A 24,839-nucleotide genomic window follows, 5' to 3' on the forward strand; every position below is an offset into this window, starting at 1 on the left:
GTCGTAGCGTCCGGCGACTCCCGATGGAGAAGACTGCCAACCCGATGTCGAGCGCCGCGTCGGCTCCGCGCAAACGCCGGCACCCCGAGCTATCGGCCCGGCAGCGCGCCCTGGGTCTGCTGACGCGGCGCGAGCACTCCCGAAAGGAACTCGCTCGCAAGCTGGCGGGCAGTGGGGTGGAGCCCACGGAGGCAGCGGAGGCGATCGACGTCCTGGGCCGGGAAGGGTGGCAGGACGACGCGCGGTTCGCCACCAACCTCGCCCATTGGCGGGCGGCGAGCGGCTACGGACCCTTGCGCATCCGTGCGGAATTGCGGACGCATGCGGTCGATCCACCGCTGGTGGACGCGGCATTTGCGGCGCTGGCGCAATCAGGCGAGGCCGACTGGGAGGCCAATGCGAAGTCGCTCCTGGCTTCCCGGTACGGGCATGCACTTCGCGATCCGGCTATTCAACGCAAGGCCGCGGGCTACCTGGCGCGGCGGGGTTTCGATGCCGCGACGGTCAGGGCAGCCTGCGGCATGGACATGGATGAAGGCTGATCTCCGGGGCCGCCCGTGTCCCGTGTTCCACGAGGCCTGCTAACCTAGGCAATTGGGTTGCCTGCTCGGTTCCGCGTCCGCATCCTGCGATGACCGTGGCGGCACCCGCCGCCTGCCATCTCCCAGCCAGCATGCCCACGCCCAGCCGTTCGAATACCACGCCCACGACTTCCGACATCCGTCGGGATTTCCTCGCTTTCTTCCGGGACAAGGGCCATAGCATCGTTCCGTCAGCGCCTTTGGTGCCCGGCAACGATCCGACGCTGCTCTTCACCAACTCGGGGATGGTGCAGTTCAAGGACGTCTTCCTGGGTGCGGAGAAGCGCAGCTACGTGCGCGCGGCCGACGTCCAGCGCTGCCTGCGGGCAGGAGGGAAGCACAACGACCTTGATTCGGTCGGATACACGGCACGGCACCACACGTTCTTCGAGATGCTCGGCAACTGGTCGTTTGGCGACTACTTCAAGAAGGAAGCGATCGCCTGGGCGTGGGAGCTCCTGACGGAAGTCTGGAAATTGCCGGCCGAGCGCCTGCTGGTGACCGTGTACCACGACGACGACGAAGCCTACGACCTGTGGCACGACACCATCGGCCTGCCGCCGGAGCGGATCATCCGTATCGGCGACAACAAGGGCGCTCCGTATGCCTCCGACAACTTCTGGCAGATGGCGGACACCGGCCCCTGCGGCCCCTGTACAGAGATCTTTTACGACCATGGCGCCGACATTCCTGGCGGCCCGCCGGGGTCGCCGGAAGAAGACGGTGACCGCTTCATCGAGATCTGGAACCTGGTCTTCATGCAGTTCGACCGCCAGCCCGATGGCAGTCTGCAACCGCTGCCCGCACCCTGCGTCGACACCGGGATGGGATTGGAGCGGCTGGCCGCCGTGCTGCAGCACGCGCACAGCAACTACGAAATCGACCTGTTCCAGGCCCTGATCGCCAAGGCCGCGGAATTGACCGGGACGACCGACCTGGAGCACAAGTCCCTGCGGGTGATCGCCGACCATATTCGCGCCTGCAGCTTCCTGATCGTGGACGGCGTGCTGCCGTCCAACGAGGGCCGGGGCTACGTGCTGCGCCGGATCATCCGACGCGCCTTGCGCCATGGCTGGATGCTGGGCGTGCGCGAACCGTTCTTCCACCGCCTGGTCGCCACGTTGGACGCCCTGATGGGCGAGGCCTACCCCGAGCTCGGACAGCAGCGAGCGCTCGTCGAGCGTGCGTTGAAGGCCGAGGAGGAGCGCTTCGCGGAAACCCTGGATTCGGGCATGCGCATCTTCGACGAAGTCGCCGCGCGCAGCGACGGGGTGATCCCGGGCGAGGACGCGTTCCGTCTCTACGACACCTATGGCTTCCCCCTCGACCTGACCGCCGACATCGCGCGGGAGCGCGGCCTTGAAGTCGATACCGCGGGGTTCGACGCGGCAATGGCGCGCCAGCGAGAGACCGCTCGTGCCGCGGGCAAGTTCTCCGCCGGCCCCGTGCTCCCGGCCGACCTGGTGGCGAAGCTGCAACCCACCGAGTTCCTCGGCTACGAGGACCTGCAAGCCGGCGGCCTGGAAGTCGTGGCGTTGCTGCAGGACGGCAGGCCCGTCGATGAGCTCGTCGCCGGCCAGGAGGGCGTGGTCCTGCTCGACAAGACCCCCTTCTATGCCGAATCGGGAGGGCAGGTCGGCGACAGCGGCGAGCTGGCGGAGCAGGATGTCCGGTTCAAGGTCGAAGATACCCAGAAGTACGCCGGCCAGTTCCATGGCCATGTGGGCCGGCTGCAGGCCGGCACCCTGCGCAAGGGCGACCATCTCATGGGCGCGGTCGATGCCGTTCGGCGTGCCTCGACCATCCGCAACCACAGCGCCACCCACCTGCTGCACGCGGCCCTGCGCGAAGTGCTGGGCACCCATGTCGCGCAGAAGGGCTCCCTGGTGGCGCCGGCCCGGCTGCGTTTCGACTTTTCGCACTTCCAGCCGCTGACGGCCGAGGAACTCGAACGGATCGAAGGGCGGGTGAACGAGCAGATCCGCGCCAACCACGCCGCGGAGGTCCAGCTCATGGACATGCAGGAGGCCCTGGATTCCGGGGCGATGGCGTTGTTCGGAGAGAAGTACGGCGAACGGGTCAGGGTCATGCGCATGGGCGAGTCATCGATCGAGCTTTGTGGCGGGACGCACGTCGAACGCACCGGCGACATCGGACTGTTCAAGATCGTGTCCGAGTCCGGCGTATCGGCCGGGGTTCGCCGAATCGAAGCGCTGACCGGCCAAGGTGCACTCGATCATGTCGCCCGCCGGGAGCATGAGTTCGGGGAGCTCCTGCAGCTCCTCGGCGCGACGCCTGCGGAGGCGGGTGAGAAGGTGCGACTCCTCCTGCAACGCCAGAAGATGCTCGAGCGGGAGCTGGAGGGGCTCAAGGCCCGGGCCGCGAGCGGCGCGACGGCTGACCTGGGAAGCGAGGCCGTCGATGTCGGGGGCTTCAAGGTCCTCGCCAAGCGGCTGGAAGGATTCGATGCCAAGGCGCTCCGGGAGGCGGTCGACCGCCTGAAGCAACAGCTCGGCGATGCCGTCGTGGTCCTGGCCGGTGTCAGCGACGGCAAGGCATCCCTGGTCGCAGGGGTGAGCGGTCACGCAGCTTCCCACTTGAAGGCGGGGGAACTGATGTCGCACGTGGCCGGTCAGATCGGAGGGAAGGGCGGTGGCCGGGCCGACATGGCGCAGGGCGGGGGCGACGACGGCCCCGCCCTGGTGGCGGCGTTGGCGGCCGTGCCCGAGTGGGTCCGCACCTCGCTCCAGTGACCTTGGACGTGACTTCAGGGCCTAGCGGGGCAGTTGCAAGGAACAGTATGATGTTTCATGTTTGTGAAGACGGCGGCGGCGGTCTGGTGCGGGATCGCACATACTTGCCGACGACCCATCGAATAGCCGATCCACGGGGAGCGTGACATGTTGATCTTGACCAGGCGGGTTGGAGAAACCCTCATGATCGGCGATTCGGTCACCGTGACCGTGCTGGGCGTCAAGGGCAACCAGGTCCGCGTGGGCATCACCGCTCCCAAGGACGTGGCCGTCCATCGCGAGGAAATCTACCAGCGCATCCATCGGGGCGAGGGGGTTGAGGCCCCTGAGGTCGCCGATGAGCCGGAAGCAGGTTTGCCGCAAGCCAAGTGAGCCGTTATCCTTCGCGTCCGCTTGCGGCAGTCGCCGCCGCGGCGGAGGTCCACGGAGAGTTGCCCGAGTGGCTGAAGGGGCTCCCCTGCTAAGGGAGTATAGGGTTTATAGCTCTATCGAGGGTTCGAATCCCTCACTCTCCGCCAGTTCCTGCTGGAATCGTTTGACGGAATCCGTGCCGATTGGGCACAATTCCGCTTCTGCGCGCCCGTAGCTCAGTTGGATAGAGCACCAGGCTACGAACTTGGGGGTCGGGAGTTCGAATCTCTCCGGGCGCGCCACTCCAAATCCTTGCATGCAAATTCGAATCCAGCTCCAGGAGCTGGTTTTTTTTGCCTCCGAGACGTGGCGCCGCGGATGCGTGGCATGACTAGGTGGCGATGCGGGTGGACTTGGCCCGCAGCGTGGGGTCCTGATTGGCTCCGAGTCCGTGCTTGCGAGGATCGGTGGCAACGGCACGGGCAAGGGCCAGGGCCAGGGCCAGGGCACGGGCCTGTCTCGCGCCCCCTATCGGGGTGCCGTCCAACGGAGTCATGGCCCCCGAACGGCAGCACGGGGTGGCACCCCGTAATAGTCGCGATACCAGTCCACGAATCGCCGGACCCCGACTTCGATCGGCGTGGAAGGCGCGTAGCCCGTGTCCCGCTGCAATGCGCTGACCTCGGCATGGGTGTCCGGGACGTCGCCGGGTTGCAGGGGCAACATACGCATCTCGGCCTTCTTCCCCAGGCAATCTTCCAGGACCGCGATGTATCGCAGCAATTCGACCGGCTGGTCGTTGCCGATGTTGTACACGCGGTAGGGTGCGCTGGACGTCGCCGGCGTCGGGGCCATGGGATCGTACGCGGGGTCCCCCTGGGGCGGCCGGTCCAGCGTGCGGATCACTCCCTCGACGATGTCATCGATGTAGGTGAAGTCGCGTCGATGGCGGCCATGGTTGAAGACCTCGATGGGCTCGCCCGCGAGGATCTTGCGCGTGAACAGGAACAGCGCCATGTCCGGGCGTCCCCACGGGCCATAGACGGTGAAGAACCGCAGGCCGGTCGTCGGCATGCCGTAGAGGTGGCTGTAGGTGTGTGCCATCAGCTCGTTCGCCTTCTTGCTGGCCGCGTACAGGCTGACCGGATGGTCGACGTTGTCCTCCACGGAGAAGGGTAACTTTCGATTGGCGCCGTAGACCGAGCTGGAGGACGCGTACACCAGGTGCTCGATGCCGTGGTAGCGGCAGCACTCGAGGATGTTGAGGAAGCCGACGATGTTGCTTTCGACGTAGGCGTGCGGGTTTTGCAGCGAATAGCGCACCCCGGCCTGCGCTGCGAGGTTCACCACCCGCTGCGGCGCGAATTCCTTGAACACGGCCTCGAGCGCGCCCCGGTCGGACAGCGGGGCCTTGGTGAACCCGAATCCGTCGCGGCCCTGCAGTCGCCCCAGGCGCGCTTGCTTCAGGGTGGGGTCGTAGTAGTCGTTGATGTCGTCGAACCCATGCACGAGGTCGCCGCGCTCCAGCAGGCGTTCGCTCAGCCTCGCGCCGATGAAACCCGCGGCACCGGTCACGAGCACCCGCGTCGCCCCAGGTCCCTGCGTCCGCTCGCTGGTCACAGCTGCCCGTCGCTGGCGTCTTTCGGCAACGCCCGCTTCACGTCGAACAGGACCGCGCCGGGCTTGCCGAAAGCACGGATGCGTTCCGCGCCAAGCTCCGCGAATTCCCTGTGCGCGACGGCCAGCACGATGGCGTCGTAGACCCCGCATTCCGGATCAGCCAGCAAGTCGATGCCGTACGTCTCGCGGGCCTCCTGCGCGCTCACCCATGGATCGTGCACGTCGACCGCTGCGTTGTACGCCTGCAGTTCCTCGATGATGTCAACCACCTGTGTATTGCGCAGGTCCGGGCAGTTCTCCTTGAAGGACAAACCCAGCACCAGCACCCTGGGACTCGCCACGGCCATGCCCCGCTGGCTGACGAGGCGCGCGACGCGCCGGCCGACATGGCTTCCCATCCCGTCGTTGATCCGCCGGCCCGCGAGGATCATCTCCGGGTGGTACCCGATCTGCTGCGCCTTGTGCGTCAGGTAGTAAGGGTCCACGCCGATGCAGTGACCGCCGACCAGCCCGGGGCGGAAGGGGAGGAAGTTCCACTTCGTTCCCGCGGCTTCGAGCACTTCCTCGCTGTCGATCTGCAGGCGGTTGAAGATCATGGCCAGTTCGTTGATCAGCGCGATGTTCACGTCGCGCTGGACGTTCTCGATGACCTTCGCGGCTTCCGCGACGCGGATCGTGGACGTGCGATGGGTGCCTGCCTTGACGACCTTGCGGTAAAGCCGGTCGACGAACTCGGCCGCTTCCGGCGTCGATCCGGAGGTGAGCTTCAGGATGTTCTCCAGGCGGTGTTCCCGGTCCCCGGGGTTGATCCGCTCCGGACTATATCCCGCGTAGAAGTCCCGGTTGAAGCAGAGCCCGGATTCGCTCTCGATGATCGGCACGCAGACTTCCTCCGTGGCGCCGGGATACACGGTGGATTCGTAGATCGCGATCCCGCCCCGCCGGATCGCCGCGCCGACGGTGCGGCTGGCCGACTCCAGGGGGCGGAGGTCCGGACGCTTGAACTCGTCGATCGGCGTCGGCACGGTGACGATGAAGACGTTGCAGCCTGCCAACGCCGACGGGTCGCAGGACAGCTCGAGAAGGTCAGCGTCGCGCAATTCCGCCTCGGCGACTTCGCGCGTGTGGTCGTGGTGCCGGCGCAGCTCATCGATCCGCTGGGCGTTGATGTCGAAGCCGATCGTGGGGAAATGCTTGCCGAAGGCTGCCGCCAACGGCAGTCCCACGTAGCCCAGGCCAACGATGGCGATGCGGATGTGCTCCGGTGCGGGCAGCGGCGCTTCTGTGGTCATCGCGAGGGCAAGGTCCTTGAGGTGGTCTTTGGTGTCCGCGGCAGACGAGACAGTGCGGGTCCCTTCGGGATCCGGCATCTTGCCGGCGCCGGTTGCGTCGTCGAAGCCCGGTACGTTAGCACCGGTCCCGTGCCCGGTCGTCCGAGGCGCCTTCGCGATGATGCCCCCGTGGACCGACATTCCCCGGGACGTTGGCCAATTCGGGTTCCTCGCACCGGCGGATGCACTCAGCTGCCCGCGATGGCCTTGAAGTGGTCCAGCACCAGCACCTCGCCGCGCCCGGGCCGATAGCCGAGGTTCAGGCCCGCCGCCACGTACTCGATCGCCGCCTGGCAGGCCGCCGGCAATGCCATGCCGCGGCTCAGGCCCGCCGCGACCGCCGCCGCCAGCGTGCAGCCGGTGCCGTGCGCCTCGACCGCCAGGCGCGCGTGTTCCGACGCGAAGTCCGCCTCCCCGTCGGCGAATCGATCGACGACCCTGGTTCCTTCGTCGAGGTGGCCGCCCTTGAGCAGCACCGCGCGCGCACCCAGGCCGCGCAGCTTGCCGATGGCATCGCGTGCGGCGTCGGCGTCGGCGATGGGCATCCCGAGCAGGAGCTCGGCTTCGGGGATGTTCGGGGTGACCAGGGTCGCGAGCGGCAGCAGGCGCGCGCACAGCGCATGCCTCGCATCGTCCTCGAGCAAGCTCGCGCCCGAGGTCGCGACCATCACCGGGTCCAGGACCACGTGGCGGGGACGATGGTGCTCGAGGGCATCGGCCACGGCGTCGATCACGGCGGCGTTGGCCAGCATGCCGAGCTTGATCGCCCCGATGTCGAAATCCTCGAAGCAGGCGTCGATCTGCGCGCGCAGGAACGCCGGCGGAGGGACGTGCACCGCGCTGACCCCGCGCGTGTGCTGGGCGGTCAGCGCGGTGATCGCGGACAAGCCATGCACGCCATGCGCGACGAAGGTCTTGAGGTCGGCCTGGATGCCCGCGCCGCCGCCGGAGTCGGAGCCGGCGATCGTCAGGGCGCAGGGAGGCTTTCGTCGCGCGGGCATGCCGGCCATTGTAGGCCCCGCTACAGGACCTCGGAGGCGTAGTCGGCCAGGCGAGATCGTTCGCCCCGGCGCAGGGTGACGTGGGCGCTGTGTTCCCAGGACTTGAACCGGTCCACTGCATACGTGAGGCCGGAGGTCGTCTCGGTGAGGTAGGGCGTGTCGATCTGCTCGACGTTGCCCAGGCAGACGATCTTGGTGCCCGGGCCGGCCCGGGTGACCAGGGTCTTCATCTGCTTGGGCGTCAGGTTCTGCGCCTCGTCCAGGATCAGGTAACGGTTGAGGAAGGTGCGTCCGCGCATGAAGTTCAGCGAGCGGATCTTGATCCGCGAGGCAAGCAGGTCGTTGGTCGCCGCGCGTCCCCAGCTGCCGCCTTCCTTGTTGCTGGGCATGAGCACCTCGAGGTTGTCGGTCAGTGCGCCCATCCAGGGCGTCATCTTTTCCTCTTCCGTGCCGGGCAGGAAGCCGATGTCGTCGCCGACGCTGACCGTGGCGCGGGTCATGATGATCTCCCGGTAACGCTGCGCATCCATGGTCTGGGCCAGGCCTGCGGCCAGCGCCAGCAGGGTCTTGCCGGTGCCTGCGGTGCCCAGCAGGGTGACGAAGTCGATGTCCGGGTCCATCAGGGCGTTGAGCGCGAAGTTCTGCTCGCGGTTGCGGGCCAGGATGCCCCACACCGCGTGCTGGTTGCTGCGGTAGTCATCGACGATCTGCAAGGTGGCACGGCCGTCCTCGACCTTCGCCACGCGCAGTTCCGCTTCCTCGTCTCCCGGCAGGTACAGGAACTGGTTGGGATGCCAGTCGTCGTCCGTCTCGAGCTGGACTTCGTAAAAGGTTCGGCCCTTGTCGGTCCACGACTTGAGGTCGGTTCCGTAGCGCTGCCAGAAATCCTCCGGAAGCGGCGTGGCACCGGTGTACAGCAGGCTGAAATCGTCGAGTGCGCGGTCGTTCTCGTAGTCCTCAGAGGCGATGCCCGCGATCGCAGCCTTGATCCGGAGGTTGATGTCCTTGGACACGAACACCACCCGGGCACCCGGCTCGGCGGCCTTCAGCGCGATGATGGCGTCGATGATGTCGTTGTCGGGCTTGTCTTCGGTCGCCCGCTTGCGCGTATCGAGCGCCGCGGTCTGGAAGCGCAGCCGCCCGATGCTTTCGACGCCGCGCAGCTGCAGGCCGTTGGGCGGCTCCAGCACCAGGCCCGAGGCGATCTTGTCGGCCCCCTGCGCCTCGATGAGTTCGTTGATGAAGCGGCTGACCTGCCGTGCATTGCGGCTGGCTTCTGAATTACCCTTCTTGCCGTTGTCCAGTTCCTCGATGACCTGCATCGGCAGGAAGACATCGTGCTCCTCGAACTTGAACAACGCGGTCGGATCGTGCATCAGCACATTGGTGTCGAGCACGTGGATCCGCTTGCCTTTGGTCATCGCTTGTTCCTGTGCGGGTGGATCGGTTGGGGCCACGGGCAGCGTCGATCCACCGGAACCCGCGGCGCGGGACGGTCGGTGGCCTGACTGCGACGGTGTGTCACCGGGCCTGGGCCGCCTTGAGGGCGTCGAGGACGGCCTGGGCATGGCCGGCCACCTTGACCTTGCGCCATGCCTCGGCGATTCGACCCTTGGGGTCGATGAGGAAGGTGCTGCGCTCGATCCCCATGACCTTGCGGCCGTACATGTTCTTTTCGCGGATCACGTCGAAGGCCCGGCACAAGGTCTCGTCCGGGTCGCTGGCGAGGGGGAACCGGAAACCCTGCTTGGCGCAGAAGTTGTCGTGGGACCTGACGGAGTCTCGGGACACGCCGAGGATGTCGGCGTCCAGCTTGCGGAACTTCGGCAGCAACGCGTTGAAGTCCAGGCCCTCGGTGGTGCAGCCGGGTGTGGCGTCCTTGGGGTAGAAGTACAGGACAAGCCAGCGGCCCCGGTAGTCGGAGAGCTTCGCGGACGCACCACCCGACAGGCTCAGTTCCGCTGCCGGCACCTGGTCGCCGGGCTGGAGGGGCGTGCCATCGCTCGTCTTCGCCTTGGCCATGCTCAGAACTTCATCGGGTCCATGATCGCGTCGAGGTTGAGGTGGTCGCAGAACTCCAGGAAGTCATCCCTGAGCGCGGCGATGTGCATGTCCGACGGCACGCCGATGGTGACCTGCGCCGAGAACATGTCGGCCCCGGTCTGCATCGCGCGGTAGCGGGAACAGTGCAGGCTCTCGATGGTGATGCCCTGGCGATCGAAGAAATCGGCGAGCTGGAACAGGATGCCGGGCTTGTCGGAGGCAACCACCTCGACGATGTACGGCAGCAGGTTGGACTGGATCGGCTTGGGTCCGGTGCGGTACCAGATGAGCTTGAGGCCTTCCTCGCGCTCCAGCCGGGACAGCATCGCCTCCAGCTTCGCCACCGCATCCCAGGAGCCGATGGCGAGGGCGGAGACGGAGACGTCGCGACCCACGGTGGACAGGCGGGTGTCCACCAAGTTGCAGCCGCTGTCGGCGATCCGCCTGGACACGGCCAGCAGCGGCGAGGCCGGATGCGTCGTGTAGGCGTTGATCAGCAGGTAGTTCTCGTTCGGCGCTGGCCGGGCGGCGCTGTCGGGAGATGCAGGCGATTCGGTCAAGGCAGCGTCCGCGGGCGGAAAATCCGGAGTCTTGCTGTAGCTGCGAGGCTCCTGGGGTTCCGGGTGCATCCTGGTGCCGCGGATGCATCGCAACTGGATCAAGGGCCTGCGTGCAGCCAGCATACTTGCCCGTGCTTCGAAGCCGCAAGTAAGATCGGCCGGGTCCAGGGCGTGCCGGCTCATGTACCCTTGGAAGCCGACCCGGCGCGTCGGGATCGAACCCCGGCGCCCTCAATTTCCCCACGGATCAGAGACTTGCAACTCTCCGGCAGCATCACCGCGCTGGCGACGCCGTTCACGGCCGCCGGTGAACTCGATCTCGACGCCTGGCGTCGGCTGCTCGCCATGCAGCTGGCAGCCGGGACGCAGGGCGTGGTCGTCGCCGGTTCGACCGGCGAAGCGGCCTCCCTGTACGACAGCGAGTACGACGCCCTGCTGAGGATCGCGGTCGAGATGCTCGGGGGACGGCTCCCCGTGCTGGCGGGCACCGGCCTGGCGAATACGTCCAAGACCGTCGAGCAGACCCGCCGGGCGCGGGCCGTCGGCGCGGATGCCGCGCTGGTGGTGACGCCACCCTACGTACGCCCGACCCAGGCAGGGCTGGTGGCGCACTACAGGGAGGTCGCCGACGACGGCGCCTTGCCCGTGGTGCTCTACAACGTGCCCGGCCGCACCGGCACCGACCTGCTGCCTGAGACGGTGGCCGAGCTGGCGGGCCATCAGCGCATCGTCGGCATCAAGGAAGCGCGCAGCGAACCCGAGCGCATGCAGGCCTTGCTCGCGCTGCGTCGCGATGGGTTCGCCGTGCTCAGCGGCGACGACCCCACGGCCGCCCGCGCCCTGCTCGCAGGCGCCGATGGGGTGATCTCGGTGGTCTCCAATGTCATCCCGGGGGCATTCCGCCGACTCTGCGACCTGGGGCGCGAAGGCGCCGTCGAACAGGCCGAACGATGGGATGCCGGCTTGCGCGAGATCTACGACTTCGCCGGCATCGAGCCGAACCCGATCCCGGTAAAGGCCATCCTCCAGCAGCTGGGCTTCGGTCATGGCTTGCGCCTGCCGCTGACCACGCTGGATCCCGTGCATGCCGAGGCCGCCGCCCGCCTTGCCGCGCGCGTCCGTACACTTGAACAATCCTGCAGCGACGCCGCTGCAGCGTGAATCCACTCGCAGGAGAGTAGCGATGCCGTCCAACCCATTCCCGTACCGCCCCCTGGTCATCGCCGCACTGGTCGTGGCGGTCGCAGGCGCCTCCGGCTGCAGCTGGTTCCGCAAGGGCAGCACGCTCTATCGCGAAAGCCCGGAGAACAGGCCGCTCGAGGTGCCGCCCGACCTGGATCGCCCGAACACCGACAGTGCGATGAAGATGCCGCCGGGCGGCGGGTCCGTGTCGCGTTCGAGCATGTCGGCTCCCGCGGCGACCGCCGCCGGCAACACCGGCTTCACCGTCGAGGGCGAGCGCGACGCCGTGTTCGACCGGCTCGGCACCGCGCTGGCGGGGATCGAGGGGGTGACCGTGGTGACCCGCGCGCAGCTCCTGGGCAGCTTCGACATCGACTATCGCGGCAGCAAGTTCCTGGTTCGCGTCGCCAAGGCCGAAGGCGGTTCCTACGTCTCGGCGGTCGATCCGCGAGGACTACCCGCGACCGGCGAGGCGCCCGTCCAGCTCATGGCAGCGCTGAAGGCTGCGCTGGGAGGCTGACTCCCGGGCCATCGGGCAATGAAAAAGCGGGCGCCAATGGCGCCCGCTTTAGCGATCAGGCCGGTCGACCCGTGAAGGGCCCGCGTCAGCGCTCGAGCAAAGGCAGCTTGTCCGGCACGTTCTCCCACTGCTTGGCATCCGGCGGGCCATCCTTGCGGATGGTGATCACCGGCCAGGCCTTGGACAGCTCGGCATTCAGTGCGACGAACGCTTCCTGGCCGGCCGGGACGTCGTCCTCCGGATAGATGGCGTTGATCGGGCACTCCGGCTCGCAGAGCGTGCAGTCGATGCACTCGTCGGGATCGATCACGAGGAAGTTCGGACCCTCGTGGAAGCAGTCCACCGGGCAGACTTCCACGCAGTCGGTGTACTTGCACTTGATGCAGTTCTCGGTGACGACGAAGGGCATGGCGGGCGATCCGGTGGAGGTGCGTCCCTAGTTTAGGGGCATCGGGCAACGTTGTCGCAGCAAGGGGCGCGACCCGGCATCGGCCTTGGCGGCCCGACGGCACCGAAACCTGGATAGGCCGCCGCCGAGGTGCTGCCACGAAAAAGCCCGCGTCGTTGCCGACGCGGGCTGCGGAATCTGGTACACCCTACGGGATTCGAACCCGTGTTACCGGCGTGAGAGGCCAGCGTCCTAACCACTAGACGAAGGGTGCGTGGGCCGCTGCCAAGGGCAGCTCCGGCGGAGTGGCCGGCTGCGCGAGGCCTTCGGGCAACGTGCAGCTTGCTAGTATAGCAATGGACGGATGCCAAAGCGGGCAGACCGAAACGACTTTTTTGCCTGCGGCCGATGCCCAACGATTCCCACGCCATTCCCACCAACCTGCGGGTCATCCCCAGGGACCAGCACCCCGTTTCCCGCAAGGGCATCAGCCAGAATGCGCTGCGGGTGCTGTACCGCCTGCGCGAGGGGGGGCACCAGGCCTTCCTCGTCGGGGGCGCCGTGCGCGACCTGCTGGTCGGCGGGCACCCCAAGGACTTCGACGTCGCCACCGACGCCACGCCGGAGCAGGTCAAGCACCTGTTCCGCAACTGCCGGCTGATCGGCCGCCGTTTCCGCCTGGCGCACGTGGTGTTCGGCCGCGAGATCATCGAGGTCGCCACCTTCCGCGCCAATGTCGACGACGGCAGCGGCGACCGCCAGGTCCACGACGGCGGCCGCCTGCTGCGCGACAACGTCTACGGCAACATCCAGGACGACGCGGTGCGGCGCGACTTCACCGCCAACGCGCTGTACTACACGGTCGAGGATTTCTCCATCCACGATTACGTCGGCGGCTACGAGGACGTCCAGAACCGCCTCCTGAGGCTGATCGGCGATCCGGAGGCGCGCTACCGCGAGGACCCGGTGCGGATGCTGCGCGCGGTGCGGCTGGCCGCCAAGCTGGATTTCCGCATCGAGGCCGGCAGCGCGGCGCCGATCCCCGAGCTCGCGCCGCTGCTGGCCGAAGCCGCGCCCGCGCGGTTGTTCGAGGAATGCCTGAAGATGTTCCTGTCCGGCCACGCCGTCGCCAGTTTCGAAGGCCTGGAGCGCCATGGGCTGCTCCCGTCGCTGCTGCCGGAGACGGGCGCCGCGCTCGCCGCGAACCGCAGCGGCGCTTTGCGCCGGATGATCATCGAGGGGTTGCGCAACACCGACGAGCGGGTGGCGGCCGAGGAGCCCGTTTCCCCGGCATTCCTGTTCGCCCTGCTGCTGTGGCCGGCGTATTGCCGCACCCTGATCGCGTTGCAGGGCGAGGGCGTGCACGCCGCCGAGGCCCAGCGCCGGGCCGCCGACCGCACCACCGTCCACCAGCTCGACACCATCGCGCTGCCGCGCCGGTTCTCGCTGCCGATGCAGGAAATCTGGCTGCTGCAGACCCGCTTCCCACTGCGCCAGCGCAAGCGGGTGATGCGGACGCTCGCGCACCCGCGTTTCCGCGCGGCGTACGACTTCCTGGTGCTGCGCCAGTCGGCTTCGGAGGGCCATGCCGAGGACGTGGCGTTCTGGCGAGAGGCGCAGGACGACCCGGACCACGCCATCGCCGCACATCCCGATGCCGCGCCGGACACGTCCGATCCCGCGCCGGAAGACGGGGAGCCATCGTCGCCCCGCAAGCGCCGACGGAGGCGTCGTCGCGGTCCGGCCACCGCGGGATGAGCCCGCTGGTCACCGCCTACATCGGCCTGGGCGGCAATGTGGGCGACCCTGCCGACACCTTGCGCGCGGCGTTCCGCTCGATCGACGGCCTGCCCGGCACGCGCGTCACGGCGACGTCCGGGCTGTACCGCACGCCGGCGTGGGGCCGGGAAGAACAGCCGGATTTCATCAACGCGGTGGCCTGCGTCGCCACGCACCTCCCGGCCCAGGAACTGCTGGCCGGCCTGCTGGATGTCGAGCGCGCCTTCGGCCGCCACCGCGACCGGGCGCAGGGCCGTTGGGGGCCGCGCGTACTCGACCTCGACCTGTTGTTGTACGGCGACGATGTCATCGATGAGCCCGGCTTGCGCGTGCCGCATCCCCACCTCCACGAGCGCGCCTTCGTGCTGGTCCCGCTGGTCGAGGTCGCACCAGGGCTGACGATCCCCGGCATCGGCCGGGCCGATGCGGCCTTGGCGTCGATGGCCAGCGACGGCATCCAGGCGCTACCCTGACGTTCCACCGCGACGCAGTTGCACGCCATGGCCGCTTCCGACGCCCGCAGACCCATGACCGTGCCCACGCTGGCGGAAGCCAAGGCGGCGGGTCGCAAGCTGACGATGCTGACCGCCTACGATGCCGGCTTCGCGCGCACGCTCGATGCCGCGGGCGTGGACCTGCTCCTGGTCGGCGACTCCCTGGGCATGGTCGTGCAGGGACACGATTCGACGCTGCCCGTCCTGGTCGAGGACATCGCCTACCACACCGCCTGCGTGGCCAAGGGCCTGGAGCGTGCATTGCTCGTCGCGGACCTTCCGTTCCAGGCCGACGCCACGCCCGAGCGCGCGCTCGATGCCGCGACCGAGTTGCTGCAGGCCGGCGCGCAGATGGTCAAGCTGGAGGGAGCCGGTCCGCACAAGCTGGAGGCGATCCGGTTCCTCGTCGCGCGCGAGATCCCGGTCAGCGCCCACCTGGGCCTCACGCCCCAGTCGGTGCTGCGGCTGGGTGGCTACAAGGTGCAGGGCAGGGAGGACGATGCCTCCCGGCGCCTGCGCGAGGACGCGCTCGCCGTCGCCGAGGCCGGGGCGTCGTTGCTGGTGCTCGAATGCGTGCCGTCCGGGCTCGCGAGAGCGATCACCCAGGCCAGCCCCATACCGACCATCGGCATCGGCGCCGGACCGGATTGCGATGGCCAGGTGCTGGTGTTGCATGACTTGCTCGGGCTCGACAGCGGCCATCGCCGGCCCAAGTTCGTCAAGGATTTCTTGGCCGAGGGCGGCTCGGTGCGCGGCGCGGTGGAAGCCTTCGTTGAAGCGGTGCACGCCGGCCGCTTCCCCGATGGCGCGCACTCGTACGAATAGGCGATGCCTGCAGGAACGCGCCTTTGGTCGGACGGCTCGTCGTGATCGAAACGATCACGACCCTGCCGGAGCTGCGTGACCGCATCGCCGGCTGGAAACGCGCCGGCCTGCGCGTCGGCTTCGTGCCCACGATGGGCAACCTGCATGCCGGCCACCAGTCCCTGGTCGGGATCGCGCGCGGCGCAGCCGACCGGGTGGTGGCGAGCGTGTTCGTGAATCCCACCCAGTTCGGTCCCGCCGAGGACTTCGCCCGCTATCCGCGTACGCCGGAATCGGATGCGAACGGGTTGGCCTCGGCCGGCTGCGACGTGTTGTGGCTGCCCTCGCCGGAAACGATGTATCCGCTCGGAATCGACAATGCGGTGCTGGTCCGCGTGCCGGGCATCACCGACGTCCTCGACGGCGCGCATCGCCCCGGCCACTTCGACGGCGTCTGCACCGTGGTCGCGCGGCTGTTCAACCAGGTCGGTCCGGACGTGGCCGTGTTCGGGCGGAAGGATTACCAGCAGCTGGCCGTGATCCGCCACATGGTGGCCGACCTCGCGTTTCCGATCGAGGTCCTGGCGGGCGAGACCGTACGCGAGGGCGACGGCCTGGCAATGAGTTCACGCAACCAGTACCTCTCCGCGGAGGAACGCGCCATCGCGCCGGAGGTGCACCGTACGCTGCTGGCCATGGCGGCCGACCATGGCAGGGGCGTGGAACCCGCGGCCCTGGAGGCCGAGGCGGTGTCCCGGCTGGAGGCGGCAGGTTTCGTCGTCGACTACGCCGTCGTCCGCACCCCGGGGCTGATGCAACCCGTGGCGGGCGAGCCGGGCCCGCGCGTGGCGCTGGTCGCGGCGCGGCTCGGCGGTACCCGCTTGATCGACAACCTGGAGTTCACCGGCGCATAGGCAGGCGCCGATGGCCCCCGGCAAGCTGCTGGAGCCTGTCGCGGATGCATCCGTGGCCGCGCTGGCGCCGGGTGGGTGGCGGCGGAACACCATGCAAGCGGGGTTTTCCACCCGTGCCGCTGCCCCCATCTTGTAAACTCGCCCATCGTTCTGCCTTCCGCGCGCCAAACCATGCAACTGACCCTGCTCAAAGCCAAGATCCACCGCGCCACCATTACCCACGCCGAGCTGCATTACGAAGGCTCGTGCGCGATCGACGGCCGCCTGCTGGACATCGCCGGCATCCGCGAGTACGAGCGCGTGGAGATCTACAACATCAACAACGGGGCGCGTTTCGCCACCTATGCCATCCGCGGCGAGGAAGGCAGCGGGATGATCTCCGTCAATGGCGCCGCCGCGCACATGGCCGAGCCGGGCGACCTGGTCATCATCTGCGCCTATGGCAGCTGCGACGAGGCCGAGGCGGCGAAATTCAAGCCGACCCTGGTCTACGTGGATCGCCAGAACAAGCTCACCCACACGAACACCTCGATCCCCGCGCAGGCGGCCTGAACCCGGATGGCCGCCTGGCTAGAGCCGCTGCACGCGCAGGCGCGGCGGATGGGGAACGCCACGCTACGTGGGCTGGTCGATGACGACCCCGCCCGTGCCGGCGACTTTTCGCTGCGTGTCGGGCCGATCCACGCCAACTTCGCCCGCCAGCGCATGGATCGGGAGGCGCTTGGGGCGCTGCTGGGCGTCGCCGGGGACATGGCCTTGCCCGTGGCGATGCGGGCGCTGTTCGACGGTGCGACCGTCAATGTTTCAGAGCAGCGCCCGGCACTGCACACGGCGCTGCGCTCCGGATTGGGCCAGGGCGAGATCGCCACCCGGGCGCGCGGCCAGGCCCGCGCCGCGCACGAGCGCATGGCGGATTCGATCGCCACGCTCGAGGCCTCGGAGGTCACCGATATCGTCAATGTCGGTATCGGCGGGTCGGACCTCGGGCCAAGGCTCTCCGTCGACGCGCTGAAGGATTGGCGTACCGGCCGCTTCCGCTTGCACTTCGTGGGCAATGTGGACGCCAGCGAAGCCGGGCACGTGCTGGACGGCCTCGACCCGCGGCGGACCGCCGTGGTCCTGGTGTCAAAGAGCTTCGGCACGCAGGAAACCCTGCTCAACGGCGCGATCCTGCGCGACTGGCTCGGAAGCGGGGATCGCATGCATGCGGTCAGCGCGAACGTGGCGGCGGCCGTGGCGTTCGGCATCGATCCGGGACGCGTGTTGCCGATGTGGGACTGGGTCGGCGGTCGCTACTCGCTATGGTCGACCGTGGGCTTCAGCATCGCGGCGGCCATCGGGATGCAGGGATTCGATGGCTTCCTCGGCGGGGCGGCGGAAATGGATGCCCATGCGCTGGAATCTCCGGTGGAGGCGAACCTGCCGCTCCGGCACGCCCTGACCGCTGTCTGGAACCGCAACATCCTGGGCTTGCCGACGCAGGCGGTGCTGCCCTACGACCAGCGATTGGCGCTGTTTCCTGCCTACCTGCAGCAACTTGTGATGGAGAGCCTCGGCAAATCGGTCCGAACGGACGGTTCGCCCGTGGCCACCGCGACCGTGCCGGTGTTGTGGGGAGGGGCAGGGACCAATGCCCAGCACAGTTTCTTCCAGGCCTTGCACCAGGGCACGGACGTCGTGCCGGCCGATTTCATCGGGGTAGTCCACCCCGCGCATGGGCATTCGGGGAGTCATGCCGTCCTCCTCGCGAACCTGCTGGCGCAGTCCGAGGCGCTCGCGAATGGGTGCGCCGACGGGGACCCGCAAAAGGCCTATCCGGGCAATCGTCCCTCGACGGTGCTGCTGCTGGATGCCTTGACCCCGCGTTCCTTGGGCGCGCTGATCGCCCTTTACGAGCACAGCGTCTACCTGCAGGCGACCATGTGGGGCATCAATGCCTTCGATCAGTGGGGCGTGGAGCTCGGGAAACGGATTGCCGGAGACCTGCTGCCCGCGGTCTCGGGGAAAGGCGAAGCGCGGGACCCTGTGACCCGGGCGTTGCTGGCGGAGATCCACGGCCACGGGTGATCGTGGCCGGCAAGGTGCCGCTGGCGCATGAGCTTGCGCAGGTCGTCGGGGCGCGCCCGCGCGTCCCTTGCTAATGGACGCCGTGGCGCCCAAGCGCCCAGAGGACGTGCTCGCGCACCACGGGGTCCTCGATCTCCCGGCGCGATGCCAGCGCCGCGACGGTTCCAGGTGACGTCGGCGCATTCCCCAGCGCCACCGCGAGGTTGCGCAACCAGCGCCGGTAACCGCTGCGGCGAATCGCGGAGCCTTCGGTCCGCCGCATGAACTCCGCCTCGCTCCAGGCGAACAGGTCGGCGAGCGACGCGGTGTCGAGGTCGTTGCGGGCACGGAAGCCTGGTTCGTCGGTACGCCGGGCGAACTTGTTCCATGGGCACACCAACTGGCAGTCGTCGCAACCGAAGATGCGGTTGCCGATCAGCGGCCGCAGGGCCTCGTCGATCGCGCCCTCGTGCTCGATGGTGAGGTAGCTGATGCAGCGGCGTGCATCCAGGCGGTGTGGCGCGGTGATCGCCCCGGTGGGGCAAACCTCGATGCAGCGCGTGCAGGTGCCGCAATGCGCCGAGGCGGGCGGGTCGACGGGCAGGGGAAGGTCGACGTAGATCTCGCCCAGGAAGAACCAGGACCCGCCGTGGCGGTCGATCAGGCAGGTGTGCTTGCCGATCCAGCCCAGGCCGGCATCGCGCGCCAACGCGCGCTCCAGCACCGGCGCCGAGTCCACGAACACGCGGTGCCCGAACGGCCCGATCTCGCCGGCAATGCGATCGGCCAGCGCCTGCAATCGCTTGCGCATCAGTTTGTGGTAATCCCGGCCCAGGGCGTAACGCGCGACGTAGGCGCGTGTCCCGTCACCGAGCGTCCGCCAGGCCTGCGCGTCGTCCTGGCCGTAATCGAGTCCGACCGAGATCACCCGCACGGTCCCCGGCACCAGTTCGCGCGGCCGGGAGCGCTTGTCGCCATGGCGCGCCATCCAGTGCATCGAACCGTACAGACCCTTCGCCAGCCAGTCGCGAAGGTGGCGTTCGTCCTCGCCGAGGTCGATCCCGGCGATGCCGCAACGCTGGAAGCCGCCTTCGCGTGCCCATGCCTTGACCTGCATGGCAAGCGCGGATGGATCGGCGCGGCGGGGAGTGGAGGCGGCGGAGGACACGGTGTGGCGAAGTATAGAATCGGCGCGGTGAACAGGCCTGCCGAACCGATCGCCTTGTACGACATCGCGTCGATGCGCGACCTCGAGGCGCGCGAGACGGCGGCGCTCGATGGCGATGCGGGCGTGCTGATGGAGCGCGCCGGCCTCGCGGCCTGGCGTTGCGTGCTGGCGCATTGGCCCGACGCGCAGGCGCTAGTCGTCGCCTGCGGGCCCGGCAACAACGGTGGCGACGGTTACGTGCTGGCGCGCCATGCCTTGCAAGCGGGTCGCGACGTGCGCGTGCTGCGGCTGGAGGCGCACCTGCCCTCAAGCGGGTTGGCACGCGGGGCCTGCCAAGCCTATGCGGACGCAGGCGGGCGCATCGAGGGCTTCGACCGCGGCCTCGATGGCTGCGACCTGCTGGTCGATGCGCTGTTCGGCATCGGCCTGTCGCGGGCGCCCGACGACCAGGTGGCGTCGTGCATCGAGTCGATCAATGCAGCCGGTTGCCCGGTGCTCGCGCTCGACGTGCCCAGTGGCGTCGATGCCGCGCGCGGAAGCGTCCCGGGAACTGCGGTGCGTGCATCGCGCACCTTGCAGTTCCTGGCCGAGCACGCGGGCTTGCGCACGGGAGATGCCCTCGACCATGTCGGCGAGCTTTCCCTGGCTACGCTCGATTTGTCCGCTGCCACGCAGGCATCCTGCGCGCCCTCGGCGTTCCTCCTGGGGGCGGCACACCTGCCCCGGCTTGCGTGGCCACGCCGGCGCAACGCGCACAAGGGGCATTCAGGGCACGTGCTGTGCGTCGGTGGCGATACCGGCAAGGGCGGGGCGATCCTGTTGTGCGTGGAGGCCGCGCTGCGAGCCGGTTGCGGACTGGCGAGCGTGGCGACGCGCGCCGGGCATGTCGCGGCCGTGCTGGCGCGGCGGCCCGAAGCGATGGTGCAGGCGGTGGACTCCCCGCCAGACCTCGCCCAACCGCTGCAGGCCGCCGACGTGCTGGCGGTTGGACCGGGGCTGGGCCTTGATGGCTGGGGCAGGGACCTGTTGGCCGCCTGCCTGGACGGAGGCAAACCGCTGGTGCTCGATGCCGACGCCTTGAACCTGCTCGCCGAATCGCCCCGTGACCTACCGCCCGGCACCATCCTCACCCCGCATCCCGGCGAGGCGGGCCGCTTGCTCGGGATCTCCGCGAGCGACGTGCAGGCCGACCGTTTCGGCGCGGTGTCGGCACTGTGCGAACGCTTCGGCTGCGTGGTCGTCCTCAAGGGCGCCGGGACCCTGGTCGCCGAGCCCGGAGCGGCACCGTTCGTGATCGGCGCCGGCAATCCCGGCATGGCGGTCGGCGGCATGGGCGACGTGTTGGCCGGGGTCGTCGCGTCCTTGCGTGCGCAAGGACATGCCGCGATCGACGCCGCGCGCTTCGGGGCCCTGCTGCACGCCTGCGCCGGCGACCGCGCCAGTGCGCTCGGCGGCGAGCGCGGCCTGCTGCCCAGCGACCTGATGACTCCGCTGCGCGAGCTTTCCAACCCATGAGCGAACAATCCACCTTGTCCTTGTACCTGCCGGACGCCGGGGCGACCGATGCGCTCGCCGGCCTGCTGGCGATGACGCAGCCCGAGAGCGCCATCGTCCACCTGGAGGGTGACCTGGGCGCCGGGAAGTCGACCCTGGCCCGCGCCTGGCTGCGTGCGCTGGGCGTCGATGGGCCGATCCGCAGCCCGACCTACACCCTCGTGGAACGCTACCGCCTGCGCGACGGCAGAGAGGCGCTGCACCTGGACCTCTACCGGATCGGCGATGCGGGAGAACTGGAATTCCTGGCGCTGGACGATGCAGCGGCAGCGCTCTGGCTCGTCGAATGGCCCGAACGCGGGCTGCGGGCACTACCGCCAGCAGGGCTGCGGGTGGCTTTGGCGGTCGAGGCGGACGGCCGCCGTTGCCGACTCCATGGACTGGGCAGCGCGGGCGAGCGATGGCTGGCCGATTTGGCGCCACACTGCCGTTTGGGGGCGTTTCCTGAACCGTGACGGTAGGAAAGTGGGGCAGGCTACGGATTCATAAGGAAAAAACGGTTGCAAAGGCGGACCGTTGGTGCTTGACTAGCCCTCATGCGCGCAAGGGGGCTCAACTTCCAGCAATGCCTGCTCGGTGCGGCCCTCGTCGCCGCGCTGGCCTGGAACCTGGCGCGCGCGTCTGAAATCAACGACTTGCGGCTCGACGCCGGACCGACCGGTACCCGTGCGGAGCTGCGCCTCGACCAGGAGGCCGAGTTCGAGATCCTTTCGCTCGCCAACCCCGACAGGCTCGTCGTGGACCTGCCGGGGACCCGGCTGGACGGGAACTTCAAGCTGCCCGCCGCGGCCGGCCTGGTGAGATCGGTGCGCAGTGGCCAGCCCGTCCCCGGAACCACTCGCATCGTCTTCGACCTGGCATCGCCCGTTGCGGTGCTCAAGCCACGCTTCGAACCCGGTGCGGACGGCGCGCGGCTGGTGCTGGAATGGCCCGGCGACTACGGCCCCGATCCCGTCGCACGGATCATCGAGGCCACGCAGGCACCGGCCGTGCCCAACGACGGCGCGGAGAGTGCGCGTCCGCTTGTGGTAGATCCCTCGGTCGCGGCGCGCGCCGCCACCTCACGGCTGATCGCCAACCTTCCCGCGAGCGGTACCGAGCAGACGGCGTCGGAGCAACTGCCACCCGTGGCGCCATCGCCGACGCTGCCCGTGCAATCCGTACCGCCCCGTCCAGGCGGCCCGGTGGTGGCCGTCGAACGAAATCCCGAGCCCGTGGCCGCGCCGTCGCCGACCGAGCAGGGCAAGACGCCCCGCAACCTTCGCGCCGGCACCCGTCCCCTGGTGATTTCCATCGACGCCGGCCATGGCGGGCAGGACCCGGGGGCCGTCGGGCCCAGCGGCAACCGCGAGAAGAACATCACCCTGGCCATCGCCCGCGAGCTCGCGCGCCAGGTCAACGCGACGCCTGGCCTCAAGGCGCACCTCACGCGCGACGCCGATGTCTTCATTCCGTTGCCCCAGCGCGCGCGGCTCGCCCGTGCCGCCGGCGCGGACATGTTCATTTCCATCCATGCCGATGCGGCCGAAAACCGCAGCGCCAAGGGGTCCTCGGTCTACGTGTTGTCGCTCAAGGGCGCATCGTCCCAGCGGGCACGCTGGCTGGCGGACAAGGAGAACGCCTCCGACCTGATCGGTGGCGGACGCCTGCCGCAGGCTGACAACGTCCTTGCCAACGTCCTGGTCGACCTGACCCAGAGCGGCCACATGAAGGCGTCCGAAGACGCCGGCAACCACATCCTGGCCGGCCTCAAGCGCATCGGGAACAACCACAAGCCCAACATCGAGCGGGCGAACTTCGCCGTGCTGCGCACCTCCGACATGCCGGCGATGCTGGTGGAAACCGCGTTCCTGTCCAACCCGGACGAAGAGAAGCGCCTGGTCGACCCCGAGTTCCAGCGCACCGTGGCGCGCGCCGTGCTCGATGGCGTCAATACCTACTTCACCAGCCAGCCACCGCCGGGGACCTTGTTCGCCGCGCGGGCCGCCGGCAGTGGCAGCGTCGCGGCAGCCGGCGGCGGTTCGCCCTAAGCCCTCTTGTCCTCGGCGAAGACACGCCGACGCCTAGATCCCGGTTTTCCCCTCGGTGGGGCCGCCAATCGTTCGCGGTGCGCGCCAGGGATCTCCGGGCGCCTTGACGTAGTGCCTGTACACGTAGCCCCAGGGAATCGCCAATGGGACCAGCACGACGCCGATGAGGCAGGCGAACAGGGTCTCGGACGCGTAGTCGTCCAGGCCGCCATCGAGCCACATCGGCAACGCCGAGGCAGCCACCCAGATGACTTTCCACAGCAGCTCGAACAGGAGCAGCGGCAGCATTTTCAGTGGATGGCGGATGCCGACCGCAGCGAGCACGGCGAGCGCGCCGAGCAGGGCGCGGATGACCGACTTCGCGTCCGCCGTGAAGGGCGGCGTGACGATCAGCGGCCAGAGCGTCAAGCCGAGGCCAATCGCGATCAGGGCGTACATGGCCCTGAGCAAGGCAAGCCGGAGGAGGGAGACTTCACTTGCCATGCCGCGTTCCCCGCGTGGGTGACCGAACGGGATCCTGGGTCCGGCGAGCGGCAGGCGCCAGTGCCCGACTGCACCGTGACCTCCGGCATCGCGCGCGCGACCTCCGCTCAAGTCCGTAGGCGACACCAGCCCGCCGCGGGATGCGCGCAGGCCAGCCGAATGCGGACCGGCACGGCAGGCCGCCCGCGCCCGCTATCATTGCGCGGTGCCGATCCAGCAACTCCCCGACACCCTCGTCAACCAGATCGCCGCCGGTGAAGTCGTCGAGCGCCCCGCGTCCGTGGTCAAGGAACTGGTGGAGAACGCCCTGGATGCCGGGGCACGACGCATCGACATCGACCTGGAGGAGGGCGGGGTCCGGCTGATCCGCATCCGCGACGACGGTATCGGCATCGCGGCCGGGGAGCTGCCGCTCGCGGTGGCGCGCCACGCCACCAGCAAGATCGCCTCGCTCGACGACCTGGAAACCGTGGCCACGCTCGGCTTCCGAGGCGAGGCCCTGCCATCGATCGCCTCCGTCAGCCGGTTCAGCCTGGGTTCGCGCCGCCAGGGCGACGACCATGGCGCGGCACTGTCGGTGGACGGGGGCAGGATCGGCGAGGTGGCACCGAAGCCCTTGCCCCCGGGCACGACGGTGGAAGTGCGCGACTTGTTCTACAACGTCCCCGCGCGCCGCAAGTTCCTGCGCAAGGAACGCACCGAGCTGGGTCACATCGAGGAGTGGCTGCGCTCGCTGGCACTGGCGCGGCCCGACGTGGAGCTCCGCGTCTCGCACAACGGCAAGCCGTCGCGTCGCTACCGGTCGTCGGGGACCGCGCTGGACCGCGACGGGTTCGCCCTCGCCCGGCTGGGCGAAACCCTTGGCGAGGACTTCGGCAGGCAAGCCTTGCGCGTCGACCATGCCGCCGCCGGCCTCCGGCTGCATGGCTGGATCGCGCAGCCGGCGTATTCGCGCGCCAGCGCCGACCAGCAATACCTGTACGTCAATGGCCGCGCGGTGCGCGACCGCAGCGTGGCGCATGCGGTCAGGCAGGCCTACGCCGACGTGCTGTTCCATGGCCGCCATCCGGCCTACGTGCTGTTCCTGGAGCTCGATCCGGCGCGCGTGGACGTCAACGTGCACCCGGCCAAGCACGAAGTGCGATTCCGCGACGCGCGGCTGGTGCACGATTTCGTCTACCGCACCCTGCACGATTCGCTGGCCGATACCCGCGCGGGCAACGCCCCGCTGGTGGAT

General features: G+C 68.7%; 23 protein-coding genes, 3 tRNA genes and 1 pseudogene. 17 read left to right on the forward strand and 10 right to left on the reverse strand.

The features are described 5' to 3' along the window. The first annotated feature begins 44 nt into the window (after nucleotides 1-44). The 5 genes from ABD970_RS07450 to ABD970_RS07470 all read left to right on the forward strand — a co-directional run bounded on the left by ABD970_RS07450 (nucleotide 45) and on the right by ABD970_RS07470 (nucleotide 3,987). On the forward strand, nucleotides 45-542 hold the full coding sequence (locus ABD970_RS07450; protein ID WP_345295673.1) for a regulatory protein RecX: 498 nt from the start codon (nucleotides 45-47) through the stop codon (nucleotides 540-542). Nucleotides 543-673: 131 nt separating this feature from the next. Beyond that, the gene (gene alaS, locus ABD970_RS07455) at nucleotides 674-3,334 is read left to right on the forward strand and encodes an alanine--tRNA ligase (protein WP_345294877.1); all 2,661 of its coding nucleotides are present in this window, start codon (nucleotides 674-676) and stop codon (nucleotides 3,332-3,334) included. A 147-nt stretch (nucleotides 3,335-3,481) separates the two neighbouring features. After that, the gene (gene csrA, locus ABD970_RS07460; RefSeq protein ID WP_345294878.1) at nucleotides 3,482-3,706 is read left to right on the forward strand and encodes a carbon storage regulator CsrA; all 225 of its coding nucleotides are present in this window, start codon (nucleotides 3,482-3,484) and stop codon (nucleotides 3,704-3,706) included. A gap of 53 nt (nucleotides 3,707-3,759) precedes the next feature. Beyond that, nucleotides 3,760-3,852 (forward strand) — tRNA-Ser (locus tag ABD970_RS07465). Nucleotides 3,853-3,910: 58 nt separating this feature from the next. Next, nucleotides 3,911-3,987: transfer RNA gene (locus ABD970_RS07470), tRNA-Arg, on the forward strand. Between the two features lie 250 nt (nucleotides 3,988-4,237). Here ABD970_RS07470 and ABD970_RS07475 read toward each other — a convergent pair. The 6 genes from ABD970_RS07475 to ABD970_RS07500 all read right to left on the reverse strand — a co-directional run bounded on the left by ABD970_RS07475 (nucleotide 4,238) and on the right by ABD970_RS07500 (nucleotide 10,240). After that, complete coding sequence (locus tag ABD970_RS07475) at nucleotides 4,238-5,266, reverse strand: NAD-dependent epimerase (protein ID WP_345294879.1); 1,029 nt, start codon at nucleotides 5,264-5,266, stop codon at nucleotides 4,238-4,240. A gap of 35 nt (nucleotides 5,267-5,301) precedes the next feature. Then, nucleotides 5,302-6,597 carry a nucleotide sugar dehydrogenase gene (locus ABD970_RS07480; RefSeq protein ID WP_345294880.1) on the reverse strand — a complete coding sequence of 432 codons (1,296 nt, stop codon included), beginning with the start codon at nucleotides 6,595-6,597 and terminating at the stop codon, nucleotides 5,302-5,304. 227 nt (nucleotides 6,598-6,824) lie between these two features. Continuing rightward, nucleotides 6,825-7,637, reverse strand: coding sequence for a bifunctional hydroxymethylpyrimidine kinase/phosphomethylpyrimidine kinase (gene thiD / locus ABD970_RS07485; RefSeq protein WP_345294881.1), 813 nt, complete (start codon nucleotides 7,635-7,637; stop codon nucleotides 6,825-6,827). Between the two features lie 20 nt (nucleotides 7,638-7,657). After that, the gene (locus ABD970_RS07490; protein WP_345294882.1) at nucleotides 7,658-9,058 is read right to left on the reverse strand and encodes a PhoH family protein; all 1,401 of its coding nucleotides are present in this window, start codon (nucleotides 9,056-9,058) and stop codon (nucleotides 7,658-7,660) included. Between the two features lie 100 nt (nucleotides 9,059-9,158). After that, on the reverse strand, nucleotides 9,159-9,659 hold the full coding sequence (locus ABD970_RS07495) for a peroxiredoxin (protein WP_345294883.1): 501 nt from the start codon (nucleotides 9,657-9,659) through the stop codon (nucleotides 9,159-9,161). 2 nt (nucleotides 9,660-9,661) lie between these two features. Next, nucleotides 9,662-10,240 carry a glycine cleavage system transcriptional repressor gene (locus ABD970_RS07500; protein ID WP_345294884.1) on the reverse strand — a complete coding sequence of 193 codons (579 nt, stop codon included), beginning with the start codon at nucleotides 10,238-10,240 and terminating at the stop codon, nucleotides 9,662-9,664. Nucleotides 10,241-10,495: 255 nt separating this feature from the next. Here ABD970_RS07500 and dapA point away from each other — a divergent pair, with 255 nt between their 5' ends. After that, on the forward strand, nucleotides 10,496-11,401 hold the full coding sequence (gene dapA, locus ABD970_RS07505; RefSeq protein ID WP_345294885.1) for a 4-hydroxy-tetrahydrodipicolinate synthase: 906 nt from the start codon (nucleotides 10,496-10,498) through the stop codon (nucleotides 11,399-11,401). A gap of 22 nt (nucleotides 11,402-11,423) precedes the next feature. Further along, the gene (locus ABD970_RS07510) at nucleotides 11,424-11,942 is read left to right on the forward strand and encodes a hypothetical protein (RefSeq protein ID WP_345294886.1); all 519 of its coding nucleotides are present in this window, start codon (nucleotides 11,424-11,426) and stop codon (nucleotides 11,940-11,942) included. A gap of 85 nt (nucleotides 11,943-12,027) precedes the next feature. Here the strand turns inward: ABD970_RS07510 and fdxA are convergent, their stop codons facing one another. Both fdxA and ABD970_RS07520 read right to left on the reverse strand, forming a co-directional pair. Further along, nucleotides 12,028-12,351, reverse strand: coding sequence for a ferredoxin FdxA (gene fdxA / locus ABD970_RS07515; protein WP_345294887.1), 324 nt, complete (start codon nucleotides 12,349-12,351; stop codon nucleotides 12,028-12,030). Between the two features lie 178 nt (nucleotides 12,352-12,529). Continuing rightward, a tRNA-Glu gene (locus ABD970_RS07520) sits at nucleotides 12,530-12,604 on the reverse strand. Between the two features lie 134 nt (nucleotides 12,605-12,738). Here ABD970_RS07520 and pcnB point away from each other — a divergent pair. The 6 genes from pcnB to pgi all read left to right on the forward strand — a co-directional run bounded on the left by pcnB (nucleotide 12,739) and on the right by pgi (nucleotide 18,388). Then, on the forward strand, nucleotides 12,739-14,088 hold the full coding sequence (pcnB, locus tag ABD970_RS07525; RefSeq protein WP_345294888.1) for a polynucleotide adenylyltransferase PcnB: 1,350 nt from the start codon (nucleotides 12,739-12,741) through the stop codon (nucleotides 14,086-14,088). A 5-nt stretch (nucleotides 14,089-14,093) separates the two neighbouring features. Further along, complete coding sequence (gene folK, locus ABD970_RS07530; RefSeq protein ID WP_345295674.1) at nucleotides 14,094-14,582, forward strand: 2-amino-4-hydroxy-6-hydroxymethyldihydropteridine diphosphokinase; 489 nt, start codon at nucleotides 14,094-14,096, stop codon at nucleotides 14,580-14,582. A 27-nt stretch (nucleotides 14,583-14,609) separates the two neighbouring features. Further along, a complete protein-coding gene (gene panB, locus ABD970_RS07535; RefSeq protein ID WP_345294889.1) occupies nucleotides 14,610-15,428 on the forward strand; it encodes a 3-methyl-2-oxobutanoate hydroxymethyltransferase in 819 nt (272 codons plus the stop codon). Nucleotides 15,429-15,469: 41 nt separating this feature from the next. Beyond that, complete coding sequence (gene panC / locus ABD970_RS07540; protein ID WP_345294890.1) at nucleotides 15,470-16,321, forward strand: pantoate--beta-alanine ligase; 852 nt, start codon at nucleotides 15,470-15,472, stop codon at nucleotides 16,319-16,321. A 171-nt stretch (nucleotides 16,322-16,492) separates the two neighbouring features. Next, the gene (panD, locus tag ABD970_RS07545; RefSeq protein ID WP_345294891.1) at nucleotides 16,493-16,873 is read left to right on the forward strand and encodes an aspartate 1-decarboxylase; all 381 of its coding nucleotides are present in this window, start codon (nucleotides 16,493-16,495) and stop codon (nucleotides 16,871-16,873) included. Between the two features lie 6 nt (nucleotides 16,874-16,879). Then, nucleotides 16,880-18,388, forward strand: coding sequence for a glucose-6-phosphate isomerase (gene pgi, locus ABD970_RS07550; RefSeq protein ID WP_345294892.1), 1,509 nt, complete (start codon nucleotides 16,880-16,882; stop codon nucleotides 18,386-18,388). A 70-nt stretch (nucleotides 18,389-18,458) separates the two neighbouring features. Here pgi and queG read toward each other — a convergent pair whose 3' ends face one another. Then, the gene (queG, locus tag ABD970_RS07555) at nucleotides 18,459-19,484 is read right to left on the reverse strand and encodes a tRNA epoxyqueuosine(34) reductase QueG (RefSeq protein WP_345295675.1); all 1,026 of its coding nucleotides are present in this window, start codon (nucleotides 19,482-19,484) and stop codon (nucleotides 18,459-18,461) included. A 123-nt stretch (nucleotides 19,485-19,607) separates the two neighbouring features. Between queG and ABD970_RS07560 the strand changes: the two genes are divergently transcribed. The 3 genes from ABD970_RS07560 to ABD970_RS07570 all read left to right on the forward strand — a co-directional run bounded on the left by ABD970_RS07560 (nucleotide 19,608) and on the right by ABD970_RS07570 (nucleotide 23,119). After that, on the forward strand, nucleotides 19,608-21,050 hold the full coding sequence (locus ABD970_RS07560) for an NAD(P)H-hydrate dehydratase (RefSeq protein ID WP_345295676.1): 1,443 nt from the start codon (nucleotides 19,608-19,610) through the stop codon (nucleotides 21,048-21,050). Then, nucleotides 21,047-21,544 (forward strand): tRNA (adenosine(37)-N6)-threonylcarbamoyltransferase complex ATPase subunit type 1 TsaE, encoded by a 498-nt coding sequence (gene tsaE / locus ABD970_RS07565; protein ID WP_345294893.1) that lies wholly within the window; start codon nucleotides 21,047-21,049, stop codon nucleotides 21,542-21,544. Before ABD970_RS07560 ends, tsaE begins: the two co-directional genes overlap by 4 nt. Before the next feature lie 81 nt (nucleotides 21,545-21,625). Continuing rightward, nucleotides 21,626-23,119 (forward strand): N-acetylmuramoyl-L-alanine amidase, encoded by a 1,494-nt coding sequence (locus ABD970_RS07570; protein ID WP_345294894.1) that lies wholly within the window; start codon nucleotides 21,626-21,628, stop codon nucleotides 23,117-23,119. A 33-nt stretch (nucleotides 23,120-23,152) separates the two neighbouring features. Here ABD970_RS07570 and ABD970_RS07575 read toward each other — a convergent pair whose 3' ends face one another. After that, nucleotides 23,153-23,602: a hypothetical protein gene (locus ABD970_RS07575; protein ID WP_345294895.1), complete on the reverse strand. Its 450-nt coding sequence runs from the start codon at nucleotides 23,600-23,602 to the stop codon at nucleotides 23,153-23,155. Between the two features lie 205 nt (nucleotides 23,603-23,807). Between ABD970_RS07575 and mutL the strand changes: the two are divergent. Next, nucleotides 23,808-24,831, forward strand: a pseudogene (mutL, locus tag ABD970_RS12475) (DNA mismatch repair endonuclease MutL); the annotation flags it as partial. Between the last annotated feature and the right edge of the window lie 8 nt (nucleotides 24,832-24,839).

Origin of the sequence: Luteimonas vadosa (assembly GCF_039543545.1) — a bacterium.
GTDB lineage: Bacteria > Pseudomonadota > Gammaproteobacteria > Xanthomonadales > Xanthomonadaceae > Luteimonas > Luteimonas vadosa.